22 protein-coding genes are annotated in these 21,027 nt (G+C 28.5%); 3 read left to right on the forward strand and 19 right to left on the reverse strand.

Annotation, left to right across the window (positions count from 1 at the left end; translation table 11 throughout):
* Position 1: 1 nt before the first annotated feature.
* The 6 genes from VC03_RS04045 to VC03_RS04070 are packed head-to-tail and all read right to left on the reverse strand — an operon-like array spanning position 2 to position 6,132.
* Positions 2-715 (reverse strand): glycosyltransferase family 32 protein, encoded by a 714-nt coding sequence (locus VC03_RS04045; protein ID WP_046328781.1) that lies wholly within the window; start codon positions 713-715, stop codon positions 2-4.
* Complete coding sequence (gene wzy, locus VC03_RS04050; RefSeq protein ID WP_046328782.1) at positions 676-2,037, reverse strand: O-antigen polysaccharide polymerase Wzy; 1,362 nt, start codon at positions 2,035-2,037, stop codon at positions 676-678. Before wzy ends, VC03_RS04045 begins: the two co-directional genes overlap by 40 nt.
* A complete protein-coding gene (locus VC03_RS04055) occupies positions 2,024-2,884 on the reverse strand; it encodes a glycosyltransferase family 2 protein (protein ID WP_046328783.1) in 861 nt (286 codons plus the stop codon). Before VC03_RS04055 ends, wzy begins: the two co-directional genes overlap by 14 nt.
* Complete coding sequence (locus VC03_RS04060) at positions 2,830-4,266, reverse strand: lipopolysaccharide biosynthesis protein (protein WP_046328784.1); 1,437 nt, start codon at positions 4,264-4,266, stop codon at positions 2,830-2,832. The genes VC03_RS04055 and VC03_RS04060 overlap by 55 nt, the downstream gene beginning before the upstream one ends.
* Entirely contained in the window at positions 4,256-5,221 is a 966-nt protein-coding gene (locus VC03_RS04065; protein ID WP_046328785.1) for a mannose-1-phosphate guanylyltransferase, read from the reverse strand. The genes VC03_RS04060 and VC03_RS04065 overlap by 11 nt, the downstream gene beginning before the upstream one ends.
* A complete protein-coding gene (locus VC03_RS04070) occupies positions 5,218-6,132 on the reverse strand; it encodes a ketopantoate reductase family protein (protein ID WP_046328786.1) in 915 nt (304 codons plus the stop codon). Before VC03_RS04070 ends, VC03_RS04065 begins: the two co-directional genes overlap by 4 nt.
* Positions 6,133-6,292: 160 nt before the next feature.
* On the opposite strand from VC03_RS04070, the gene VC03_RS04075 reads away from it, so the two are divergent.
* The 3 genes from VC03_RS04075 to VC03_RS04085 are packed head-to-tail and all read left to right on the forward strand — an operon-like array spanning position 6,293 to position 10,241.
* A complete protein-coding gene (locus tag VC03_RS04075; protein WP_046328787.1) occupies positions 6,293-8,932 on the forward strand; it encodes a valine--tRNA ligase in 2,640 nt (879 codons plus the stop codon).
* A gap of 9 nt (positions 8,933-8,941) precedes the next feature.
* Positions 8,942-9,361, forward strand: a complete 420-nt coding sequence (locus tag VC03_RS04080; RefSeq protein ID WP_046328788.1) for an NfeD family protein — start codon at positions 8,942-8,944, stop codon at positions 9,359-9,361.
* A gap of 1 nt (position 9,362) precedes the next feature.
* Positions 9,363-10,241 (forward strand): SPFH domain-containing protein, encoded by an 879-nt coding sequence (locus VC03_RS04085; RefSeq protein WP_046328789.1) that lies wholly within the window; start codon positions 9,363-9,365, stop codon positions 10,239-10,241.
* A 5-nt stretch (positions 10,242-10,246) separates the two neighbouring features.
* Here VC03_RS04085 and VC03_RS04090 read toward each other — a convergent pair whose 3' ends face one another.
* The 13 genes from VC03_RS04090 to VC03_RS04145 all read right to left on the reverse strand — a co-directional run bounded on the left by VC03_RS04090 (position 10,247) and on the right by VC03_RS04145 (position 21,026).
* Positions 10,247-10,645 (reverse strand): DUF2871 family protein, encoded by a 399-nt coding sequence (locus VC03_RS04090; protein ID WP_046328790.1) that lies wholly within the window; start codon positions 10,643-10,645, stop codon positions 10,247-10,249.
* The gene (locus VC03_RS04095; RefSeq protein ID WP_046328791.1) at positions 10,638-11,198 is read right to left on the reverse strand and encodes a TetR/AcrR family transcriptional regulator; all 561 of its coding nucleotides are present in this window, start codon (positions 11,196-11,198) and stop codon (positions 10,638-10,640) included. The genes VC03_RS04090 and VC03_RS04095 overlap by 8 nt, the downstream gene beginning before the upstream one ends.
* An 81-nt stretch (positions 11,199-11,279) precedes the next feature.
* Positions 11,280-11,402 (reverse strand): winged helix-turn-helix transcriptional regulator, encoded by a 123-nt coding sequence (locus VC03_RS06700; protein ID WP_237223911.1) that lies wholly within the window; start codon positions 11,400-11,402, stop codon positions 11,280-11,282.
* Positions 11,403-11,508: 106 nt separating this feature from the next.
* Positions 11,509-12,249: a Cof-type HAD-IIB family hydrolase gene (locus VC03_RS04100; protein WP_046328792.1), complete on the reverse strand. Its 741-nt coding sequence runs from the start codon at positions 12,247-12,249 to the stop codon at positions 11,509-11,511.
* A complete protein-coding gene (locus tag VC03_RS04105; protein ID WP_046328793.1) occupies positions 12,249-13,898 on the reverse strand; it encodes a PTS transporter subunit EIIC in 1,650 nt (549 codons plus the stop codon). Before VC03_RS04105 ends, VC03_RS04100 begins: the two co-directional genes overlap by 1 nt.
* 115 nt (positions 13,899-14,013) lie before the next feature.
* Positions 14,014-14,421, reverse strand: a complete 408-nt coding sequence (locus tag VC03_RS04110; protein ID WP_046328794.1) for a GNAT family N-acetyltransferase — start codon at positions 14,419-14,421, stop codon at positions 14,014-14,016.
* Positions 14,422-14,803: 382 nt separating this feature from the next.
* Positions 14,804-15,178: a YadA-like family protein gene (locus tag VC03_RS04115; protein WP_046328795.1), complete on the reverse strand. Its 375-nt coding sequence runs from the start codon at positions 15,176-15,178 to the stop codon at positions 14,804-14,806.
* 384 nt (positions 15,179-15,562) lie between these two features.
* On the reverse strand, positions 15,563-15,940 hold the full coding sequence (locus VC03_RS04120; RefSeq protein WP_269464991.1) for an ATP-binding protein: 378 nt from the start codon (positions 15,938-15,940) through the stop codon (positions 15,563-15,565).
* Positions 15,903-16,541 carry an ORF6N domain-containing protein gene (locus VC03_RS04125; RefSeq protein ID WP_046329297.1) on the reverse strand — a complete coding sequence of 213 codons (639 nt, stop codon included), beginning with the start codon at positions 16,539-16,541 and terminating at the stop codon, positions 15,903-15,905. Before VC03_RS04125 ends, VC03_RS04120 begins: the two co-directional genes overlap by 38 nt.
* 231 nt (positions 16,542-16,772) lie before the next feature.
* The gene (locus tag VC03_RS04130; RefSeq protein WP_046328796.1) at positions 16,773-17,120 is read right to left on the reverse strand and encodes a hypothetical protein; all 348 of its coding nucleotides are present in this window, start codon (positions 17,118-17,120) and stop codon (positions 16,773-16,775) included.
* Positions 17,121-17,354: 234 nt separating this feature from the next.
* The gene (locus VC03_RS04135; RefSeq protein ID WP_046328797.1) at positions 17,355-17,543 is read right to left on the reverse strand and encodes a hypothetical protein; all 189 of its coding nucleotides are present in this window, start codon (positions 17,541-17,543) and stop codon (positions 17,355-17,357) included.
* A gap of 262 nt (positions 17,544-17,805) precedes the next feature.
* Positions 17,806-18,303: a hypothetical protein gene (locus VC03_RS04140; RefSeq protein ID WP_046328798.1), complete on the reverse strand. Its 498-nt coding sequence runs from the start codon at positions 18,301-18,303 to the stop codon at positions 17,806-17,808.
* A gap of 77 nt (positions 18,304-18,380) precedes the next feature.
* Entirely contained in the window at positions 18,381-21,026 is a 2,646-nt protein-coding gene (locus VC03_RS04145; protein WP_046328799.1) for a YadA-like family protein, read from the reverse strand.
* Between the last annotated feature and the right edge of the window lies 1 nt (position 21,027).

Genomic DNA, 21,027 nt, shown 5'->3' on the forward strand with positions numbered 1-21,027 from the left:
CTTAATATCCTTTCAAATATACTCTTAATACTATTTTTATCTTTTTTAATATCTTCTTTATACCACTTAAATGCTTAGTTTCCAAGAAAAGTTTTGATCTTAAATTAGACCAACTTGCATTCCACCAATGTATAGCATAGGTATCTTTTTTTATACAATCATTTGTAAACTTCTCATTCAATGAAAAAGGATAGAATAGTCTTTCTTCTAAGTATTTTGTATTTTCTAGATTAAAATACCCTTTTTCTTTTACTATACTAGTTAGTATTTTAGGTATGGTCCATAATGACTTTGTATATATGTCTTGGTTGTAAAAATCAAGTAAGTCTTTTAATATTACACAATTTTTGCTAGCACCATACAAACCAACGCCTAAATATTCATTACTTTCGTAACCTATGAAAAAGTCATAGGATAATAGGTCGTCTATTGGTCTTAATATTTGCATATCTATATCTAAATATATTCCACCATTATTATACAATACATCTGTTCTAATGTAGTCGCTACAATAGGCCCATAATTTCTTTTGATAACACTCTTTAAAGAACCTATTTTCCATATACTTATTTAAATCTATGTTCTTTTCATTAATTTCAATGATTTTAAAGTCCTTCAAATATTTTTTCCAAGAATCAAGGCATTGGTAGAATATTTTAGGCTTTTTCTTATCACCTATCCAGATGTAGTAGGCAACTCTAGGTATTCTTTCCATAAATTAAGTCCTTTCATAATTATTAGTGGCACTAATATATATATTCCTATGAATTTTAATAAGCCACCACCAAACAATGAACCTCTTGGAATGTAGAAGAGGTTGGGTATAAGGTAAGTTGATAGCATAAGTAGTATTCTATACTTACCTACATAAATTTCGTACTTTACTATTAAATATCCTAATATTACAAACAAAATTATCATTAAGAAATATCCTAAAAAATATGATTCAGCTATAAAATTAGAACCTATACCTTCACCCTTAATATATGCCTTAGGATCTAGCATATATGTCAGTACATCGGGTAGTGAATTAGTTGTATTAAGTGCCTCTTGTCCTTGAGGTTTAAATCCAAATATACCCTGTATGATGTATAACTTATTTGCAATTCTTTCTTTTAAGTCTATGGTATATCCTAATACTAAATAGCTAACACCTTGTGAGAAAAAGAAATTTTCTATTGATGTTATTATCTTTAATGAGAATAACTTCTTTTCTCTAAAACTAACTAGTATTTGAGAAAATGCTAGTATAAAGCCAAAAATCTTAAATAAGTCCCTATATCTTATCTTCGGTTTATATGCCTTAACATAGTACCAGAAGATGAATAAGAACTGTGTTAAAAATATGGCCCTTGCTCCTTTTAATGAATCTAGTAATTTTACTAGAAGGTATATACTAGAAAAGATTAAAAACTCACTCTTTTCTGGTTTTGATACTAGGAAGATTATAAAGGCAATGGTCATTATTGTACCACTTGCATAAGTATATGACGGATATTCAATATTTCTTAAAATTCCAGTATAGTATGCGTTATACCCATAAGCTAGTATGGCTTTAAACTGGATAAATAGCTTTATTGCAAGCATGAATGAGAAGACTATAAATACAATCTTAGAAAATTGTATATTTACTTCATCTCTTTTTATAGTAATATCAAAGTCAAGCTTACTTGTTTTAATTGCTATTAAAAAACCTAAATGTATGAATAAAAGGCAGATTAAAAAGACATATATTATCTCATTTACTACTGATGTACAAAAGTAGTAATTAGCAAACTTTGTTGCCCAACCTATTCTTGCATACTCTAAAAAATCTAGTGCTATTCTACTAAAATTAAATAGACCTAGGGTGTACAAAAATATCATATATGAGTTAATATAGTCAACAAATATATTTGCTGTATACATAGTATATGCATATATTAAAAGAAGGTATACTTCTTTAAACTTTATCATATCATCACTTAAAACATTGAAAAGTAAAAGCGAGATAAGTATTACAAATATATGCATAACTAAGACCTTATTTTTCTTCATTCTTTATTCTCCATTTAAAATACATATACACACCTATTGGAAATCCAAGTATAGCAAACAATTTTGAATTTGCTTCCCTTATTATCTCAAAGATACTCTTTTTTGCAATAAGTGAGAACTTAATATATCTACTTGCGTTAAGTAGACTTTTTTTAAGTCTTAATGTTTGATTGTAGTATAGGGCTTGCCCCTTAGGATTTTTACAAAGTAATTTATCATATTTAGATGTTAATCCATTATCTAGGTATTCCTTTATTTCAAATATCTCATTTATCCAATACATTGTATATTTTTCTGATATCATATTGTATAAATATGCTTCTGTTGTAAATTTTTCTCCTTCAAACACCTTAAATCTATATTGTTTTAATATATCAGTTTTAAAGCATAGACCCTTATCACCGCTTACATTATGCTCGTTATATTGACTAAAAATACTAACATCTTTTAGGGCTAGCTTTGTTCCTATAACTGTTTTTCTATCATAACCAGATAAATATCCAACCCCAGCTTGGTGACTATTTGTCTTTTTCATACACTCCTGTATTTTTTCTAAGGCATCTTCTACTAGATAGTCATCTGAATCAAGGCACATAAAGTATTTTGCCTTGGCTTTTTCTATTGCAAGGTTGTACGCTCTTTGTTTACCACCATTTTTTACATATACATACTGTATATCTAAATCTTTAAACTCATCTACAACCTCTTTAGTATTATCTGTAGATCCATCGTCTATTATTAGCCAAGTAAAATCTTTAAAGGTTTGATTTTTTAATGACTCATATGTTCTTTTTAGTTTACTCTTCCTATTATACGTTGGCGTAAATATATTAAATGTTTTCTCCAATTTTTATCATCCTTTATTATTATCCCTATACAAATTAAGATGTATAGAAGCTTTAGTAAGATACTAACAATACCTATTGGTCTTCTTGTTAGATATATTAATATGGGATTAAATGCTAGTAAAAAGTAGATAACGAACTTGTAGTATCTAAACTTTATCTTAAAGCATCTATTTATTATTACAAACTCTATAATCGCTCTTGTTGTAAGAGCTATTAGTGTTGTAAGCCCTGCTATATACACAGCATTAGACTTAAATATTGGTATAAGTATTAGGTTTAGTGAAACATTAATCACTAGTGCTAAGAATGTAAACACTACAATGTACTTACTCTTTTCAAAGTAATGGAAGTAGTAGTCTAGTGCATAAAGTGATTGTACTATAGCTGACGTTAAAACTACTGGCATATACTGTATGGCTAATAGGTAGTGTTTAGGAAATAGTAAAGATATAGCTTCGGGTGAAAAAAGGCTTGCACCTATACAGAAAAACGCTAGTATAGAAAAAAATAGTTCTAGGTTTCTGTTTATCTTTTCATTTCGTATATCAAGGTATAGCTCAGCTGTCCATGCGTTAATAAATGAGCCTGTAATAACGGACAATATTCTTGAACCTGTATATGCTAGAGTATATGCCCCTATTAGTCCGTATGATATATTAAATACTGCTAATATATATCTATCACTAAAATTAACTAATTGATCTGTTAGTTCTATAAATATCAACGGAACCCCGTTATATATCGAATATACCAAATAGTTTTTAGAAAATTTTATATGTATATCCTTAAAGTATTCTACATACAAGAATATTAATAGGGTAATAACAGCACATAAATTAGCAAACTGATTTCCAAATATACCTAAATGTAGTTTAGATATGAAGTATATTGCAAGTATGTAGTTTGTAAAAAAAGATATTAATGAGCCTATTGCAACCTTAAAATACTTCTTTTCTATACGAAACAATGAAAGTGCCATATTATTAAGTGAATTTACCATTGCTATTATCATAGAAATTAGAACTAGTAGATAATCTACTTTAAATATCTTTTCTATAACCCCTCTAAAACATGGTATTAAAAATACTACTAATACTAATAGATTTAGGAATAGTATGAATATTACAACGGTAAATTTAAATGTTTCTAGTTCTTGCTTATTATCCTTTAAATCAACGTATTTTTTTAAAATGACATTATAGAATCCTAGTCCTAATACAATAGTAAATATGGTTGTAATTGGTGATAATATCCCTATTATCCCAAATTCTTCTGTAGTTAGTATTCTTGTCATTATAGGTAAGAACACTAACCCACCTAGCTTAATTATTGTATTGGCTAGTGTATATATTAATGTTCCTTTTAAAATGCTACTTTTCATCTATTATACCTGCTATTTTTTTTATCTCTTGGTCTTTTGATTTAGGGCAAATTAAAAGGTTGTCCTTTGTATTTACAACAATTAAGTCATCTAGTCCAACAACAACAATATTTTTCCCATCTTCTTTGTTTATTACAATATTCTTGCTACTTTGTAACCCAAGATATTTATCCTTGCTAATTATTATCGAGTCTTGTTCATTTTTTTCAAAAACTTTATCTAATGAGCTAAAACTTCCAACATCATTCCAGTCAAAGCTAACTGGTACAACTTTACATAAATTTGTCTTTTCTAAGACCCCTATGTCAAAACTAATACGTTCTGCATCAAGTGATAATGCATAGTGCTTAGGTAAGTACTTTTCTATTTCTCCTAATATTACTTTAGAACTTGCAAATAGCATACCACTATTCCATAGATAGTTACCTTCTTCTAAGTATTTTTCTGCTGTTTCCCTATTAGGTTTTTCACGGAATTCTATAACATCATTATCCCTGTACTTTATATACCCATAAGCTGTTTCAGGATATTGAGGTTTTATTCCCATGATAACGATATTGTCTTTAAAAGTTAAGGCCTTTTCTATACTTTCCTTAAACAGTTCATCATTTCTAATTAAATGATCTGATGGGAAGATAGAAATATGTGTATCAATACCATATATATCTACAATTTTTTTTACTGAATACGCTATACAAAATGATGTATCTTTTGATACAGGTTCTATTAATATATTATCAAAATCTTTTAAAGTTTGTCTTATTCTTTTTTCTAAACCTTTCCCTGTTACTATATACACCTTATCATATATTCCAGTTCTATTTAATCTATCTATAGTTTCTTCTAATAGTGTCTTATCTGAAAACAATTTTAATAATTGCTTTGGAGTGTCTTTAGTTGATAATGGCCAAAATCTTGTACCAGATCCACCTGCCATAATTATCGCTATATTCATCTTACCACTTTTCCTTCTAATACCTTTATTTCAAATGTTATCAAGTCACAATATGGTGTTGGTATACCATATTCCTTACCTTTTTTAGATATATATCCGTTTAAAAAATCTATTTCTGTCTTTCTCTTATGTTGTCTTAAATCTTGGTGCATAGATGGATAGTGTTTAGATCCCTTAAAATCTTTTGTTGTGCATATTCTAACCTTTTCAAATGTTTTTTCTTTGTTAAAATCAACACCTTCTTTTAAGGCTATCTTATGAAATTCTTCTATTATACCTTTTTGTATTTGTTCTAATAAGTATGCATTATCTAAATCACTCATTCTTGTATCTAGTATTGTACAAATACTGTTATACATTCCATTTAAACAAGCTTTTTCCCATATAGATTCTTGTACATCACTAACACAATTAGTTGGCATACCTGACGCATTTAATACATCTGCTACTTGTTTTGCATATACACCACTAATTTCATTGTAACCATAGCTAGATAATGTAACATCTGCTGGTCCATTAAGACCAGCTGTAACTAGTGAAATCCCCATTACTATATTTTCTTTCTTTACATATTTTTGTATAGTCTTAATATGTCCTAGTCCATTTAACAAGCATAATACTTTAGTATTATCACTAAATACATGTTGTAGTGTCTTTAATGACTTGTCTAACATCATTGATTTTACAAAGAGTATTACTAAATCTACCTTTTCATTGTAATCTTCCATCATATATGCTCTAATTTTTGTATTATTTAACTCTTTATCTATTTCTTTGATTTTTAAACCTTCTCTATTTATCTTGTCTACATTTTCTTTCCATGTATCAACAACATCAACCATATTGTCTTTTGACAACTTATGTGCAAATGAAGCACCCATCGCTCCTGCACCAACAACTAATATTTTCATTTTGTCCACCTTTTTCTTAATTTATATTCAATTATACCATGCTTTAATTCTATTGTAAATTTAAAACAATAATAGATACATACTTAACAATCTACGATTGTAAAAAAGTAGTATTTATGTTAAAATCTATTATAAATTTGAAAGGAAGAGATGAAGATATATGGATAACTTAATAGACAAAAAATATGCAGCTTCTGAAATAGAACAAGGAATATATGAAAATTGGGAAAATATGGGATACTTTAAACCAAGTGATAACTTAGATACTCCCTATTATTCAGTCATACTTCCACCACCTAATGTTACAGGTATATTACATATTGGACACGTTTTAAATGTTTCAATTACCGATGCTATTATTAGATACAAACGTATGAAGGGCTTTAATACTTTATGGCTACCTGGTACAGACCACGCTGGTATTGCAACACAAAACAAGGTAGAAAGAATGCTAATGTCTAATGGTATTAAAAAAGAAGACTTAGGTAAAGATAAATTTATAGAAAAAACTTGGGAATGGAAAAATAAGTACGGACATATCATCACAAAACAATTAAGAAAAATAGGTGGTTCTCTTGATTGGTCACGTGAAATGTTTACAATGAATGAAAAATCATCAAACGCTGTTAAAGAAGCGTTCATAGACCTATATGAAAACGACTTAATCTATCAAGGTGAATACATAGTAAACTGGTGTCCTTTTGATAAGACAGCTCTTGCTGATGATGAAATTAACCATGAAGAAAAAGATAGTTTTTTATGGCACATACAATATCCAGTAAAAGATAGTGACATTAAGTTAATAGTTGCAACAACTAGACCTGAAACTATGTTAGGTGATACTGGTGTTGCTGTTAACCCACATGATGACAGATACAAAGACTTAGTTGGTAAGACTGTAATACTACCACTTATGAATAGAGAAATCCCTATAGTCGCTGACGAATATGTTGATATGGAATTTGGTACAGGTGTAGTTAAAATGACTCCATCTCATGACCCTAATGACTTTGAAGTAGCTAAAAGATGTAATTTAAAGTATATTAACATACTAACTGAGGATGCAAAAATCAATGAAAATGGTGGTAAGTACCAAGGTTTAGATAGATTTGAAGCTAGAAAACAAATAGTAAAAGACTTAGAAGAATTAGGACTACTAGTTAAAATAGAGCCACATAAAAACTCTATAGGTCATTGCTATAGATGTGATACGATAATAGAACCTAGAGTTTCAAAACAATGGTTTGTTAGAATGAAACCTTTAGCTAAAAAAGCTCTAGAAGTTGTTAAAAATGGAGAAATTAAACTAGAACCTGCTAGAATGGAAAAGATTTACTACAACTGGCTTACAAATATACGTGACTGGTGTATTTCAAGACAAATTTGGTGGGGTCATCAAATACCTGCATACTATGATGAAAAAGGTAATGTATATGTAGCTAAATCACTAGAAGAAGCAATTAAAAAGGCTGGAACTACTAATCTACGTCAAGAATCTGATGTACTAGATACATGGTTCTCATCAAGCCTATGGCCATTTTCAACTATGGGTTGGCCAGATAATGATGCAGCTGATTTAAAGCATTTCTTCCCAACTAACACTTTAGTTACTGGTGCTGATATTATCTTCTTCTGGGTAGCACGTATGATAATGATGAGTTTACACTTCAAAAAACAAATTCCATTTAAGTACGTATACTTTACAGGTATAGTTCGTGATGAAATAGGAAGAAAGATGAGTAAATCATTAGGTAACTCACCTGACCCATTAGATATTATACAAAACAAAGGTGCAGATGCTCTACGTTTTGGACTTTTATTTAACACTACACAAGGGCAAGATATTAGATTTAATGATGGTCTAGTTGATATGGGAGCAAATTTTGTAAACAAGTTATGGAATGCTTCAAAATTTGTTTTATCTAACTTAGAAGGTTTTGATAAAAACACTAGCATAATGGACCTTGACTTTAAGGTTGAAGATTCATGGATATTATCTAGATTAAGTAATGTTTCTAAAGAAATTAATGAAAATATGGATAAGTACAACATAGATCAATCATGTAAATTAGCATTTGAATTCTTTAAAGGTGATTTTTGTGATTGGTATGTTGAAATTGCAAAGACTAGAATATATAACTCAAGTGATAAGGCTGATAAGTTAACAGCTCAATGGGTATTAAGACACGTATTAGACTACTCACTAAGACTACTTCATCCATTTATTCCATATGTTACTGAATATATATGGCAATATGTTAAGGTAAGTGGTGATACAATAATGCTATCAGACTTCCCTACTTATGATAAGGCTCTTGTTGATATGCAAGTTGAAAATACTTTTGCTTTCATGCAAGAAGCAATTAACAGTATTAGAAATATACGTGCAGAAGCTAATGTTAGTCCTGCTAAAAAGATACATCTACTTTACTTATCAAAGAATGAAGATGAAGAACATATCTTGGTAAATAACCTAAAGATTCTAGATAAGTTAGCTAATGTTGAGAAAATAGAGAAGGCAAATAATATACCTAGTCTTGTTGGATTTAGACTAGTTAGAAATACAGAAATTTATGTACCTTTAGCTGATTTAATTGATAAGGACAAGGAAATTAAGAAGATACGTAATGAAATTGAAAAAGTAGAAAATGAATTAAAAAGAGTCAATGGTAAGTTAAATAATGAAAACTTTACTTCAAAAGCTCCAAAGGCAGTAATAGAAAAAGAAAAAGGTATTAAGCAAGAATTGACTGATAAATTAAATAAATTGAATGAAAATTTAAATAAATTTTTGAAATAAGGTGATAATATGTGTTCATTATTCTGGGGACTATTGGCGGGTGCTCTACTAATTATTGAGTTAATAATACCAGCACTAGTTTCAATATGGTTTGCAATCGCTGCCTTTATAACCATGTTTTTAGCATTAATGATAAATTCATTTACTACACAAGTTGTGATATTTATACTAATCTCCCTAGTGCTCTTAGTCTTTACCAAAAAAATTGTAACCAATTTTTTAAAGCCTGATATGGATAAGATAAATAAGGAGATGCTAGAAGATAATGGTCTTGTAACTAAAGTAATAAATAGCAATAAATATGAGGTTAAATTTAAAGGTGTTATTTGGACTGCAATATCTAATGATGAACTTAATATAGGGGATGTTGTAAAAATTGTGGGATATAAAGGAAATAAGGTAATTATAAAAAGAAAGGTGAATGAATAATATGCTATTAGGAATTATTTTCGTATTACTAATAATTGCAATTGCTATTGCTATTATTGGAGTTAAAATCATACCTGAATCATATGTCTATGTAATAGAAAGATTAGGTAAGTATCATACTCAATTAAATGCTGGGTTACATGTAGTAAACCCTATTACAGATGCAGTTGCAAAAAAGGTTAGTTTAAAAGAAACAGTTAATGACTTTGAGCCTCAACCCGTTATTACCAAAGATAACGCAACTATGATGATAGATACAGTTGTCTACTTTCAAATAACTGATCCAAAGCTATACACATATGGTGTTGAACGTCCAATAGTTGCAATTGAAAACTTAACTGCTACTACATTAAGAAATATTATAGGTGATCTAACTGTAGACCAAACGCTAACTTCTCGTGATACAATAAATAGTAAGATGAGATTAGCATTAGATGAAGCAACAGATCCTTGGGGAATAAAGGTTAATAGAGTTGAATTAAAAAGCATAGTGCCTCCACAAGAAATACGTGTTGCAATGGAAAAAGAAATGAAAGCAGAAAGAGAAAAAAGAGCTAAAATACTGGAAGCCCAAGCTAAAAAGGAATCTAGTATACTAATAGCTGAAGGTGAAAAACAGGCAAGTATTTTAAAGGCTGAAGCTGAAAAAGAAGTTAAGATAAAAGAAGCTGAAGGTAAGGCTAAAGCTCTAATAGAACTTAAAAAAGCTGAAAGTGAAGGTATTAAACTACTAAATGAAAATTTACCAAGTGAAGAAATCATTAAGTTAAAAGCACTTGAAACACTAGAAAAAGTTGCAAATGGTCAGGCTACTAAGATAATAATCCCAAGTGAGTTGCAAAATCTAGGCAGCATTTTAACTAGTATTAAAGAAATATAGAGAGACTATTTAGTCCCTCTATTTTTTAATATATACATCATCCAAACCATACCAACACCTAATAGTGTATGACCAACACCAGATAATATTACTAAATATATATTACTGTATGGTCTTCTTAAAATGACGTCAAATACTCCGTTTATGCTCATACTAATTGTAAATATTACTAAACCTAGTGTATATATCGCTAAAGGCTTTGAAATATTGACTTTCGTGTCTTTGGTTGCTAGCGATATGATTAACAAGAACATAGTTCCTAGTATCAATAAATGAGTATGTACTACACTTAATGTAGTATAACCTGTAAATGCATATATCTTTGTAAATTCTCTATAAAATACTCCACTAACCAATCCTAATATTAGAAATATATATGATAAATTTAAAATCTTCTTATTCATCTCTAACACCTTCCCTTATCCATCTTACATATTTTTTGTATTTTTCTAAAAACTTATCCTTATCCCATTTTTCAATATAGCTTCTACTAATTAAACTGTGCATTAAGGCAGAAATGTACAATAATTCATCTGTATTTCTAACTTCAATAAGGTTAATCATATTTTTTTGTTTGTATTCTTCCCACTGTCTATTTATCTTTTCATTCCATAAAAGATACCTATTCTTGTATAGATTGTAGCAAGACTTGTCGAATATAATCTCAACAATTTTTTCACCATATTCTTCTAAAACATCATAAATATCACCATATTTTACCAATAAATTCATAAAGCTTTTATGTAGATCTGCAGTTTTTAATTCTAGAATGTAGAAATAGCTTTCTTCAAGTGTTTCAAAATATTGGTAAAAGCTTCCTCTTGCTATACCTAATTTTTGTACAATTTCTTTTACTGTAGCTTCTTGTATATTCTTTTTTTCAAATTCTTCCGTTAAAACCTTAACAATTTTTTTTCTTTTTTCATTACTCAAATTAAAAAATGTTGCCTTAGGCATAATATCACCTCAAAAACATTATACATGACACAGTGTCATTTGTCAAAGAAAAAATTAGGTGAGATAAATTCCTCAACTAATTTATCTAATTACAATCCAATTTCCATCTCTCTTTGTTACACCTACTTTTTCTGCTAACTCAGTTGATGTTATGCTTGAATTTCCTATCAAAAGTTCTATCACTTCCTTTTCAGTATTATTCAAACCGACATTCAAACCGACATTATTTTTGTCTAATTGGCTCATTACTTCTTTTTGAAGATGTCATGCCCGTCATACAAAAAAAAATTAGGTGAGATAAATTTCTCACCTAACTGTGTATTTTAGATATCTTTTTTACTATAACATCCGCTTTCTTTTTAACGTTTTCTGGTGCATGTTCCATACAAATAGCATAATCTGCTGATTCAAACATTGAAATATCATTACCTGAATCTCCTATTGCTATTACATACAAATTTTCATCTTCCTTTATCTTTTCTATAGCACAACCCTTTGATAAGCCCTTTGCACAGACTTCTATTCTTCTTTTAGCTGTTTTGAATATTGAAAGATCTGGAAATTCTTGTTTTAATTCTTCTAAAATTCTATCGCAATCTTTTTCTAGTGGTCTAATATTTATCTTATACACCTTCTTATCTAACAGAAGATCAAAAGGATTTTCTTTGCATATTAGCTCCATATTCCACAATGTTTCAGGTTTTTCATGATTAAAATTACCTATTCTTTTTTCTCCATCTAATGCGTCAAATATTAATTTGTGTTCTTTTAAAAAGATATATAGTCTATTAAGTACACTTTCTTGTATATTTTCATTAAAAATTAACTTATCTCCTTTTTGAATTTGTGCACCATTAAATCCTACCTTATACGAAAATTTTAGATTATTCTCTTTTTCTATATACTCAATTTCCTTAATTGATCTACCAGTTGCAACGCCTATTAAATATTTATCTTGAAATTCTCTGAATTTTTTTAAATCCATTTTTTCAATTTCAACTGAATTTTGTAGTAATGTTCCATCTAAGTCTGTAATTATTAATTTTTTCATTAGTCTTCAATTCCTAGTATATCTATTATTTCCATCTTTAAAGTTTGTGCATGTGCACCATATATTGATTGCACTTGCATACCATTTTCACTAACTCCCATTGCATGATATTCTTCTTTAATACGTTTTTTATCAACCTTCGCCTTATCTTTAACATCTATTCTAAGTCTTGTTATACATGCATCAACAGTTACAATATTTTCTCTTCCACCATAGCATTCTATTAAACCTAATGCTTGATCATGAGTACTCATCTTTTCTTGCTTTTCTTCTCTCATTTCATCTTTTAATGTCTTAAGACCATATTTACTTCTTGCTTCTTCTTTTGTTGATATATGTATGTCTTCAATATCTCCTTCTCTACCTGGAGTCTTATAATCAAACTTAGTTATCATAAACTTAAATACAAAGTAGTATACAATAAAGCAAACAACACCAGTTATTGGTAATAGATACCATTTTGTTCTAGTTCCTTGTAATACACCATAAATGATATAGTTAATTAATCCATGTCCTGTTGGTGTTAAGAATGCTGCACCTAATGCGTGTAGTGATAAAAGTGTAATTCCTGCTAAAACAGCATGTACTGCATAAAGCATAGGTGCTACGAATAAGAAGGTAAATTCTAGTGGTTCAGTTATACCTGTTAAAAATGATGTCCCTGCTGCTGCTAATAGTAATGAACCTACTATTTTCTTATTCTTAGGTTTTGCTGTCTTGTACATAGCAAGTGCTGCTCCTGGTAATCCAAACATATTGTATACAAACTTACCAGAACTAAATCTTGTAATGTTAGGATCTATTGGTCCATTAGGTGTACTAATAGCTGCCATATATGCGTTTATTGTACCATATACTGTTTTACCATTAACATTAAATATTCCACCTAATTCTGTTGTTCTAATTGGCCAGTTTAAACCATGGTGTAATCCAAATGGTAGTAAGAATCTTTCTGCTAGTGCGTATAGGAAGGTTCCAATGTAACCTGATTTTAATATTAATACTGAAATAATATTTATTACATTTTGCACTGATGGCCAGATAATAAAGACAATTAGTGATACTAGTGCCATTACAGGCATTATTAATATAGGGACTAGTCTTGGTCCACTAAAGAACCCTATTACTTGCGGTAGTTGTATAGTAATAGCTTTTTTATGAACAAAGTATGCTACTACCCCTACTATTAATCCTCCAAACACATTTAAGTCCATTGTTTGTATTCCTAAAACTTTAGTTTGCATACTTTGTGCCATTAATTGACTTACTTGTGCTTTTGTTAATCCATCTGCTACTACTAATGTTCCTGTTGTTTTAAGTAGGAAGTTTAAGATGTAATGGAATGACAAGAATCCTAATACTGCTGATAGAGCAGCTGAACCTTTTTCTTTTTTAGCTAATCCTACACAAACACCTACTGCAAACATAAGTGGTAAATTTTTAAACGCTACATCTCCTAATGTAACTAATAACTTCATAAATATTTGTAATCCTTTAACTCCTAAAAAAGGATACATTTTAACTGTACTTGGGTTTGTAAATGCAGCACCTATTCCTTTTAGTATACCTGCTGCTGGTAATACTGAAACTGGTAATAGAAAACTTCTACCAAATTTTTCAAATGCAACTATTACTTTGTTACGTTCCATATAGTTGTCCTCCTCAATCTGTTATACTAGAGTATAGCCCAAATACAATGGAATGTCAGTTTTTTTGACATATTTGACTGTAAATAAAAAAAGTTACTATTTGAGTAAAAAGGTGTCAATTGAATAACCTCATAAATCCACAACATCCTACTTCTGAAAACTCACTAAATCCTACTGCTTTGTAAAAGGCTATTGTCTCTTTAGCAATATCAGTTGTAAGCTCTATTTGTCTAACATTAGGATACAAATTAATCATATTTTGAATTAATGCTTTACCAATCCCCTTACCTTGTTCACTTGGCAATACTAAAATATCTTGTATAAACACAATTGTAAATCCATCACCAACTGCACGTATTATCCCTAATAATTTACTACCTTCATATGCTGCCAATATTTTCAATGATTTTTTGTAGCCTTGTTCTAAATTATACATATCATCTGTATATGCACTCCAACCAACTGCATTATATAGATGTTCTATTTCATCATACTTAAAGTTTATATATTCTTTAATTTCCATCTTAATTACCTGCTTTCTAACTTATTGTTTATTATATCATTTTTTTGAAGTAGTTAAAACTTTGTATAAAAAATTGAGTAAGGACTAACATGTTGTAGCCCCTTTTAAAAATACTTTAGATTTTATTGATACTAAAGCTAATATTGAAGATTTAAATATGCCTGCTAAATGAGTTTTAGTTTTTGATCACATTAGACTTAAATTAAGTCCTTAAATATTTTATTTTAATTATATATTTTTTATTTTTAGATAGCTATTTTTTTATTTGGTAATTTTTAAGTGTATTTTCATATGTTTTTTCATTCATTACTTTCCATTACCTTTTTGTACTGCACCCATAATCTTGTACACAAGATTGGAGGTGCAGTACAGATACTATATTTTACTTAGATATTTTTTGTTGAAGTTCTTTAATTTTTCTTGCTTGTTGTAATTGTCTTTTGTCTGTTATTTCTCCTATAGCAAACCCAATACCAGCATCTATTCCTAAATTACCTTTCAATCCAAACTTGTAATTCATTCTTCTGTTTGGTATAGTTCCATTAAATCCAATTGCAAATGCATGTTCTTTGCCATATGTACCATAAGCTGCTGTCAAGTTAGCTATTCCACTTTCAGTTGTAGTTAAACTTGCCATTGCTATTACATTGGCTACTTCACCTAATGCTAGATTAGATTCTTCAAGTGCTAAAACTGATGCAAAAGATATGCAACTTGTAGACAGAAAACCTATAATTAACAAAATAATTTTTCTCATTTTTCCTCCTTTCTCTGTAAAAAAACAAAAAAGCACCCCATGTAGGAATTGCTATCCTACACGAGATGCTTAACTTAATAATCACATTTTTTCTCGTAAATTTTTGTTCTTTTTACAATACAATTATACTACTTTTAACTAGTGTTTTCAAGTGAAATGTTATATTTTCTGTGAAATTTTGTGAGATAAAAGTGATATTGTCATAGATAAGATAAAAGTAATTATGTCGTTTTAGTTATTTAAGATATGCTGTATAATATAATTCTTAAATAATTAAAGGAGACTAAAGCGATTGTAAATGTCAATATATAAATGTACAAAAATGTAAAAATAATAATGTACATTTTAACTACTTTTCTCCCTCCTTATCCTCATAATATTTTTTTATTTATAACTTTTACCTGTTATTCTAATAACATGTGAATGATGTAAAATCCTATCCAATATTGCATTTGCTAGAACTTCATCTTTAAATATTTCATCCCAGTTAGAAAAAGGAATATTTGTTGTAAAAATTGTGCTTTTTGTTTCATATCTCCTATCTATCAATTGAAAGATTAATTTAAAATCTTCTTTATTTATTGGTAAATAGCCTAATTCATCTATTATCAGTAATTTATATTTAGCAAAATGTTTTATTCGTTTTTTTAATATATTTTCTTGTTTTGCTTTTTTTAATTGTTCTATTAAATTATGACATTTTATGAAATATGTTGATATACGTTTATTTGTGGCACTTATATATTTTGGTATAGGCAACATCTGCTTCAATCTTATCTCCGTTCATTAAAAGGAAATGCTTATAAGTGTCTGGATCTATAAAATTATCCATAACCTTTTTCAAATCTTCTTTTGTAGCTAAATTACTAATTTTATTGTTTATTGTTGATATATCCTTTGTATTCTGGTTTGTCTGTACTGCTATTTGTAATAATTCTTTCGAGGTGATAAAGTCTTGATTTTCAACTATAAAATCTTTCATCTGCTTAAACATTCGTATTAAAGCCTTACTTTGCTTGACAGCAAGTTCTCCTCTTAATACAGTCATCAGCATATAAATACCTTGTTCTGTAAAGGCATAGGGTTTATACTTAATGTTACTTCCTCTACCTGTTCCTCTGTTCAAGGTCACATTTTGTGATCTTGAAAGTTCATCAACTTCATCATCAGTTAATTGGAACATAAAATCGTCATCAAATTTTCCGTTATTTCTTTTTATCTGTTGATTAAAGGCTCTTGTTTCATACCCATATATTTCAGCAAGTTCAAAATCAAGCATAACCTTTTGACCTCGTATATAGTAAATCTTGCTTTTCATTGTAGTTTCATCTATCACTACAATTTCTCTGTTTTCATCTGCCATTAAATGCACCTCCAACATTATCTAAATTCTTTTATATTTTTCTACTTCCTCTACCAATCCCTCTATTCAAGGTGAAATTTTTGCACCTTGAAATTTCTACCATTTCTTCGTCCGTTACTAAAATTTTAGGTAACATAAAAAAGCTAAACCTATCTCCATTTTTGGGCAAAAGAAAAGACAATAGATTTTCTATCGTCCAAGTCGTTTATTATTTAGTTTCTTATTTTTAACTTACTTACATCCAAACTCTTTTAAAAATTTAATTTTATCATCTTCTGTCCAGCAAATTAATGATATTCCATCAAATTCACTAACTACATCATCATAAATACACTTGAATTTCCACTCTACAATAGTTTGATTATCTTTATGAAAAAATTGTAATATATCCCATAGAATAACTTTTCCTCTTTTATTCCATTCATCAAACCAATATTTTACACTCTTACAATCTTTGTATTTTGGTCCCCAACTTTCAATATATACTACATCATTTGTAAAAATATCATCTATACCCAAATCTTTTTGTTTAAGCCACATTGAAAACCACAAATAAATTATTTCTTCTCTTTTAGCCATAACACCATCCCTTTATCACTAACTTTTTTATTTTTTTAACCTTATTATATTCTTTCACATTTTTTTCAATATCTACATTTTTTGTATTTAAATAGGCTATAACTTAGTAAATACTAGGTTATAGCCTTTATAAAATATTAAAAATAGTGAGACTTATAATGCTTCTCATAGATTTTGAATACATTATATATTTAGTCTCACTATAGATAGAATTTATATAATTCACTTTACAAACTACTTACATTCAACGTTATCAAAATGTTTATTTTCAATTTTTAAATTATCTATCGGTATAAGTTTATATATTTTTTGGGCAATTACTAAATCCCCTTCATTTTCATTTGCAGTCATAACTATTGCACAATTATTATAATAACCTACAATAACTTGTATATTTTTTATTGATGCCTTTGTCTCATCCATATTATCTTCAACAATTATTTCATAATCTTTTTTTTCTTCATATTTATTTTTTTCAGAATTTGATGAAATTATACATATAATAATAATAAAATTAATTATTATAAAAAAAATTTGAAAAAAAACTTTTATTTTTTTTTACATTTTCATCGGAAATTAATTTAAATTTTTCTTTATTTTCTTCAGAAATTTGTTTTATAATTTTTAAAAAATATAAAGTTTCTTTAACAATATATGATATAAGATATATTAAAAATGAAATAATTTACATAATTACATATACAAAATATGGTATAAAATATATTAGAAACGAAATAATTGACATAATCATATATATATAAATTAATAAAGGGTGGAATATATTAATTTTATATTTAAATAACATGAAAATTACTAATATCATCATAAAAATATTAGGAAAATTTATAATAACGAGCTTTTCTTTAGAATTTTCTAATGATCCTTCATTTTTTTCTATTCCTACAGATATAAATATAGAAATAATACCATAAAATAGCATTGCAATAGTTAATATATAATAAATAATATCCTGCATTATATCCATATTTAAAAAATAAAAATAAGGTATACCATAAAATTTTTCTATATCTTTTAAACAAGTATATTTATATATAATATAACATATACTCGAGAATATAGTTGCAGTTTTAAAAATTTTATACACTCCTTCTGATTTTTCTAATATATAAGATAACCAATTTTTCTTTTCATCTTCTTTTTTTATTGGTTCATTATAATCCATACATCCTCATTTCTTTAAATATATATTATTATTTAGGGATGCTAGAAATTAATCTAGCATCCCTTACACTGCTAAAATTACTTAAACTTCTTCATTAACATTTCTAACTTTCTTTCCATTTCTTGTAACTTCTTATTAGATTCTTTCTTGTCGTTTTCATATTTGTCTTCTAATTCCTTGAACTTCTTAGCTGTTTGTTTCTTATCGTCTTCATATTCAGAAATTTTCTTGTTTGCTTCTTCTAACTTCTTAGTTACTTCCTTGATCTTCTTGTTATCAATGCTAGGGAATGTATCGTGTTCTTCACCAAGCATAACTCCAGCTCCAACACCGAACGCAAGATTACCTTTATTATTTACTGAACCACTTAATTTGTATACAAAGTTACGTTCTTCATTAGTTCCACTAAATCCTACTGCTAATGCATGTGATCCTCCATAGTATCCATACGCTGCACTTAGATTATGTCTATGTCTTGAATATGAATTAACTTGTACTAGATTTGCCATTGCCACTGCATTTGCTACTCCACCTAATGCTAATTCAGATTTTTCAAGTGCTACAGTAGACTTATTGTCTATTGTGCTTATCATATTATTAACTTGTGTTTTGTTATAGTAATTATTCTTTAGATGTTCATTTACTTGTTTATCTGTTACTAATACATTGCTAGGGTTAGATATATCTGCTCCAGTACTTAATTTTTCAATTAAGTTTGTTTTACCTTTATCAGTCAAGTTATCTGCATCTACATTTAATTTACCTTTAAGTGCTTCATATACTTGTCCACCATTTACTGCATCTGTTGAGTTAGCAGTCATTCTACCATCACCAATATTAGTCAATGTCATAGGTTTAGAATTTGGTTGAGCCTTAATTACTACATTATTTGCTTCTTTACCAATAAGCTCTTTACCAATTTTATCCTTATACTTCTTAGTTGTTTCATCATATGTTGCATCTTCAGGATAGAACTTATCATCTTTACCTCTAATTAACTTAGTTGGCTTATCTTCTTGATTAGTTAAAGCATCACCTGTTAATGGTTGTTCTGGAGTAGCTTCAGTTGGTTGAGTTTTTAATGCTTTACCATCATTACCTACCCATTCCTTCCCTTTTTCATCATATTTTTTATCTTTGATGTCAGCTTCCTTATAGAACTTACCATCAGCTTGTTTAGTAACTTTATCAGATTCTTTAAAGTATTTTCCTTCTACTTCTTGCGTACCTTCTGCATATACTTTTCCATCTTCAGTTACTATAGTTCCAGCCTTGTATGCTTTACCATCTTTACCTAATACTGCTTCTTTATTCTTTTCGTAATATTCAAATGGATTATTTCCATCTAATGACTTAAGCTTGTTATCAATATATCCCTTAGTTACTACTGAATCAGGTGTATTTCCATCTTTAACTCCACTAATTGTTCCTTTAGAATTGTCAATAACGATACCATTGTCTGATTTATTTTCAGTACCATCTTTATATTCTTTCTTAAATGCTATTTTATCCTTAGTAATTTCAATAGTATGTCTTGGATTATCTTTTGTTCCAGAATTTTTATCATCTTTATCTGTTATTGTTAATCCCTTTTGATCTAGTTTAGTACTGTTACCATCTTTATCTTTTTCAGTTTCAAATGACTTCATATTCTTTAAGTTAGCTGATAATTTAAGTTCAACTCCAGAGTCATTAGCAACAACATTAATATTACCTTTAGCACTTTCAAAATTATTAGTTTCAGTTCCTTCACCTTTGATATTTACTTTATCATTAAGTTCCTTAGTTTCTCCAGTATTACCTGCAAATTTTAGACCTTTATTCTTCAATTTTTCAATATCTCCAGTAATTGTTTTAACCTTTTCATCAACATAATTCTTATTTGCTGCCATATGTCCATCAGACTTATCATCTAAATCCTTAAGTCCTGTTATACTTCCAGTTCCTACAATCTTTTTATCAGTACCTTGTCCTTCTTCTTTTGTTTCAAAGGCTATTGATGATTCCTTTATTGATACAGATGGTTTTGTTGCATCTTTTTTAGTTATTTCTATTCCATCTTTACCAATCTTAGTTGTTACTCCATCAGTACCAGTGTTAAACTCTGTTCCATTTTCTGTTAATGTTACTTTTGTTTTCTTAGCTTCATCAGTTCCATCACTTTCTATTGAATTAATATTCTTTAATTCTTTTGCTAAACCTACTTCAATATTACCACTTGTATTATCTACCTTAATTGCAATATTTTTTGTTTCGTACTTAGTAGCAAAATTATCTTTTGTTAAACCTGTTGAATTTGATCCATTAATAGTAATTGTATCACCTAAAAACTTAGTAGCTGTACCTGTACTTCCTGCAAAAGTTATACCTTTACTTGCTAAGAATTGTAAGTCTCTTAATGTTACTACCTTGTTAAGTTCAGCATCTTTATACACATCTTTTTTAGCTTCCTTATTAACAAGTTTCTTAAGAATTTCACCATTCTTCTTATTATCATTACTTAATCCTAAAGCACTTGCTACATTACCTAATGTAATAGGTTCTGTTGTTTTACCATCTGATTTAACAGTTGATAAAATTACATCTTCTGAAACTACTTCTTTAGCATTTTTTTCTTTTGTTCCATCTGCATTTGCTTTATAGAATTTACCATCAGTATCTTTCATTAGCTTATTTCCATCTTTGTCTGTATAAACTACTGTTCCTAAAGTTCCATTCTTCAAC

The organism is Sneathia vaginalis (assembly GCF_000973085.1).
Taxonomy (GTDB): domain Bacteria; phylum Fusobacteriota; class Fusobacteriia; order Fusobacteriales; family Leptotrichiaceae; genus Sneathia; species Sneathia vaginalis.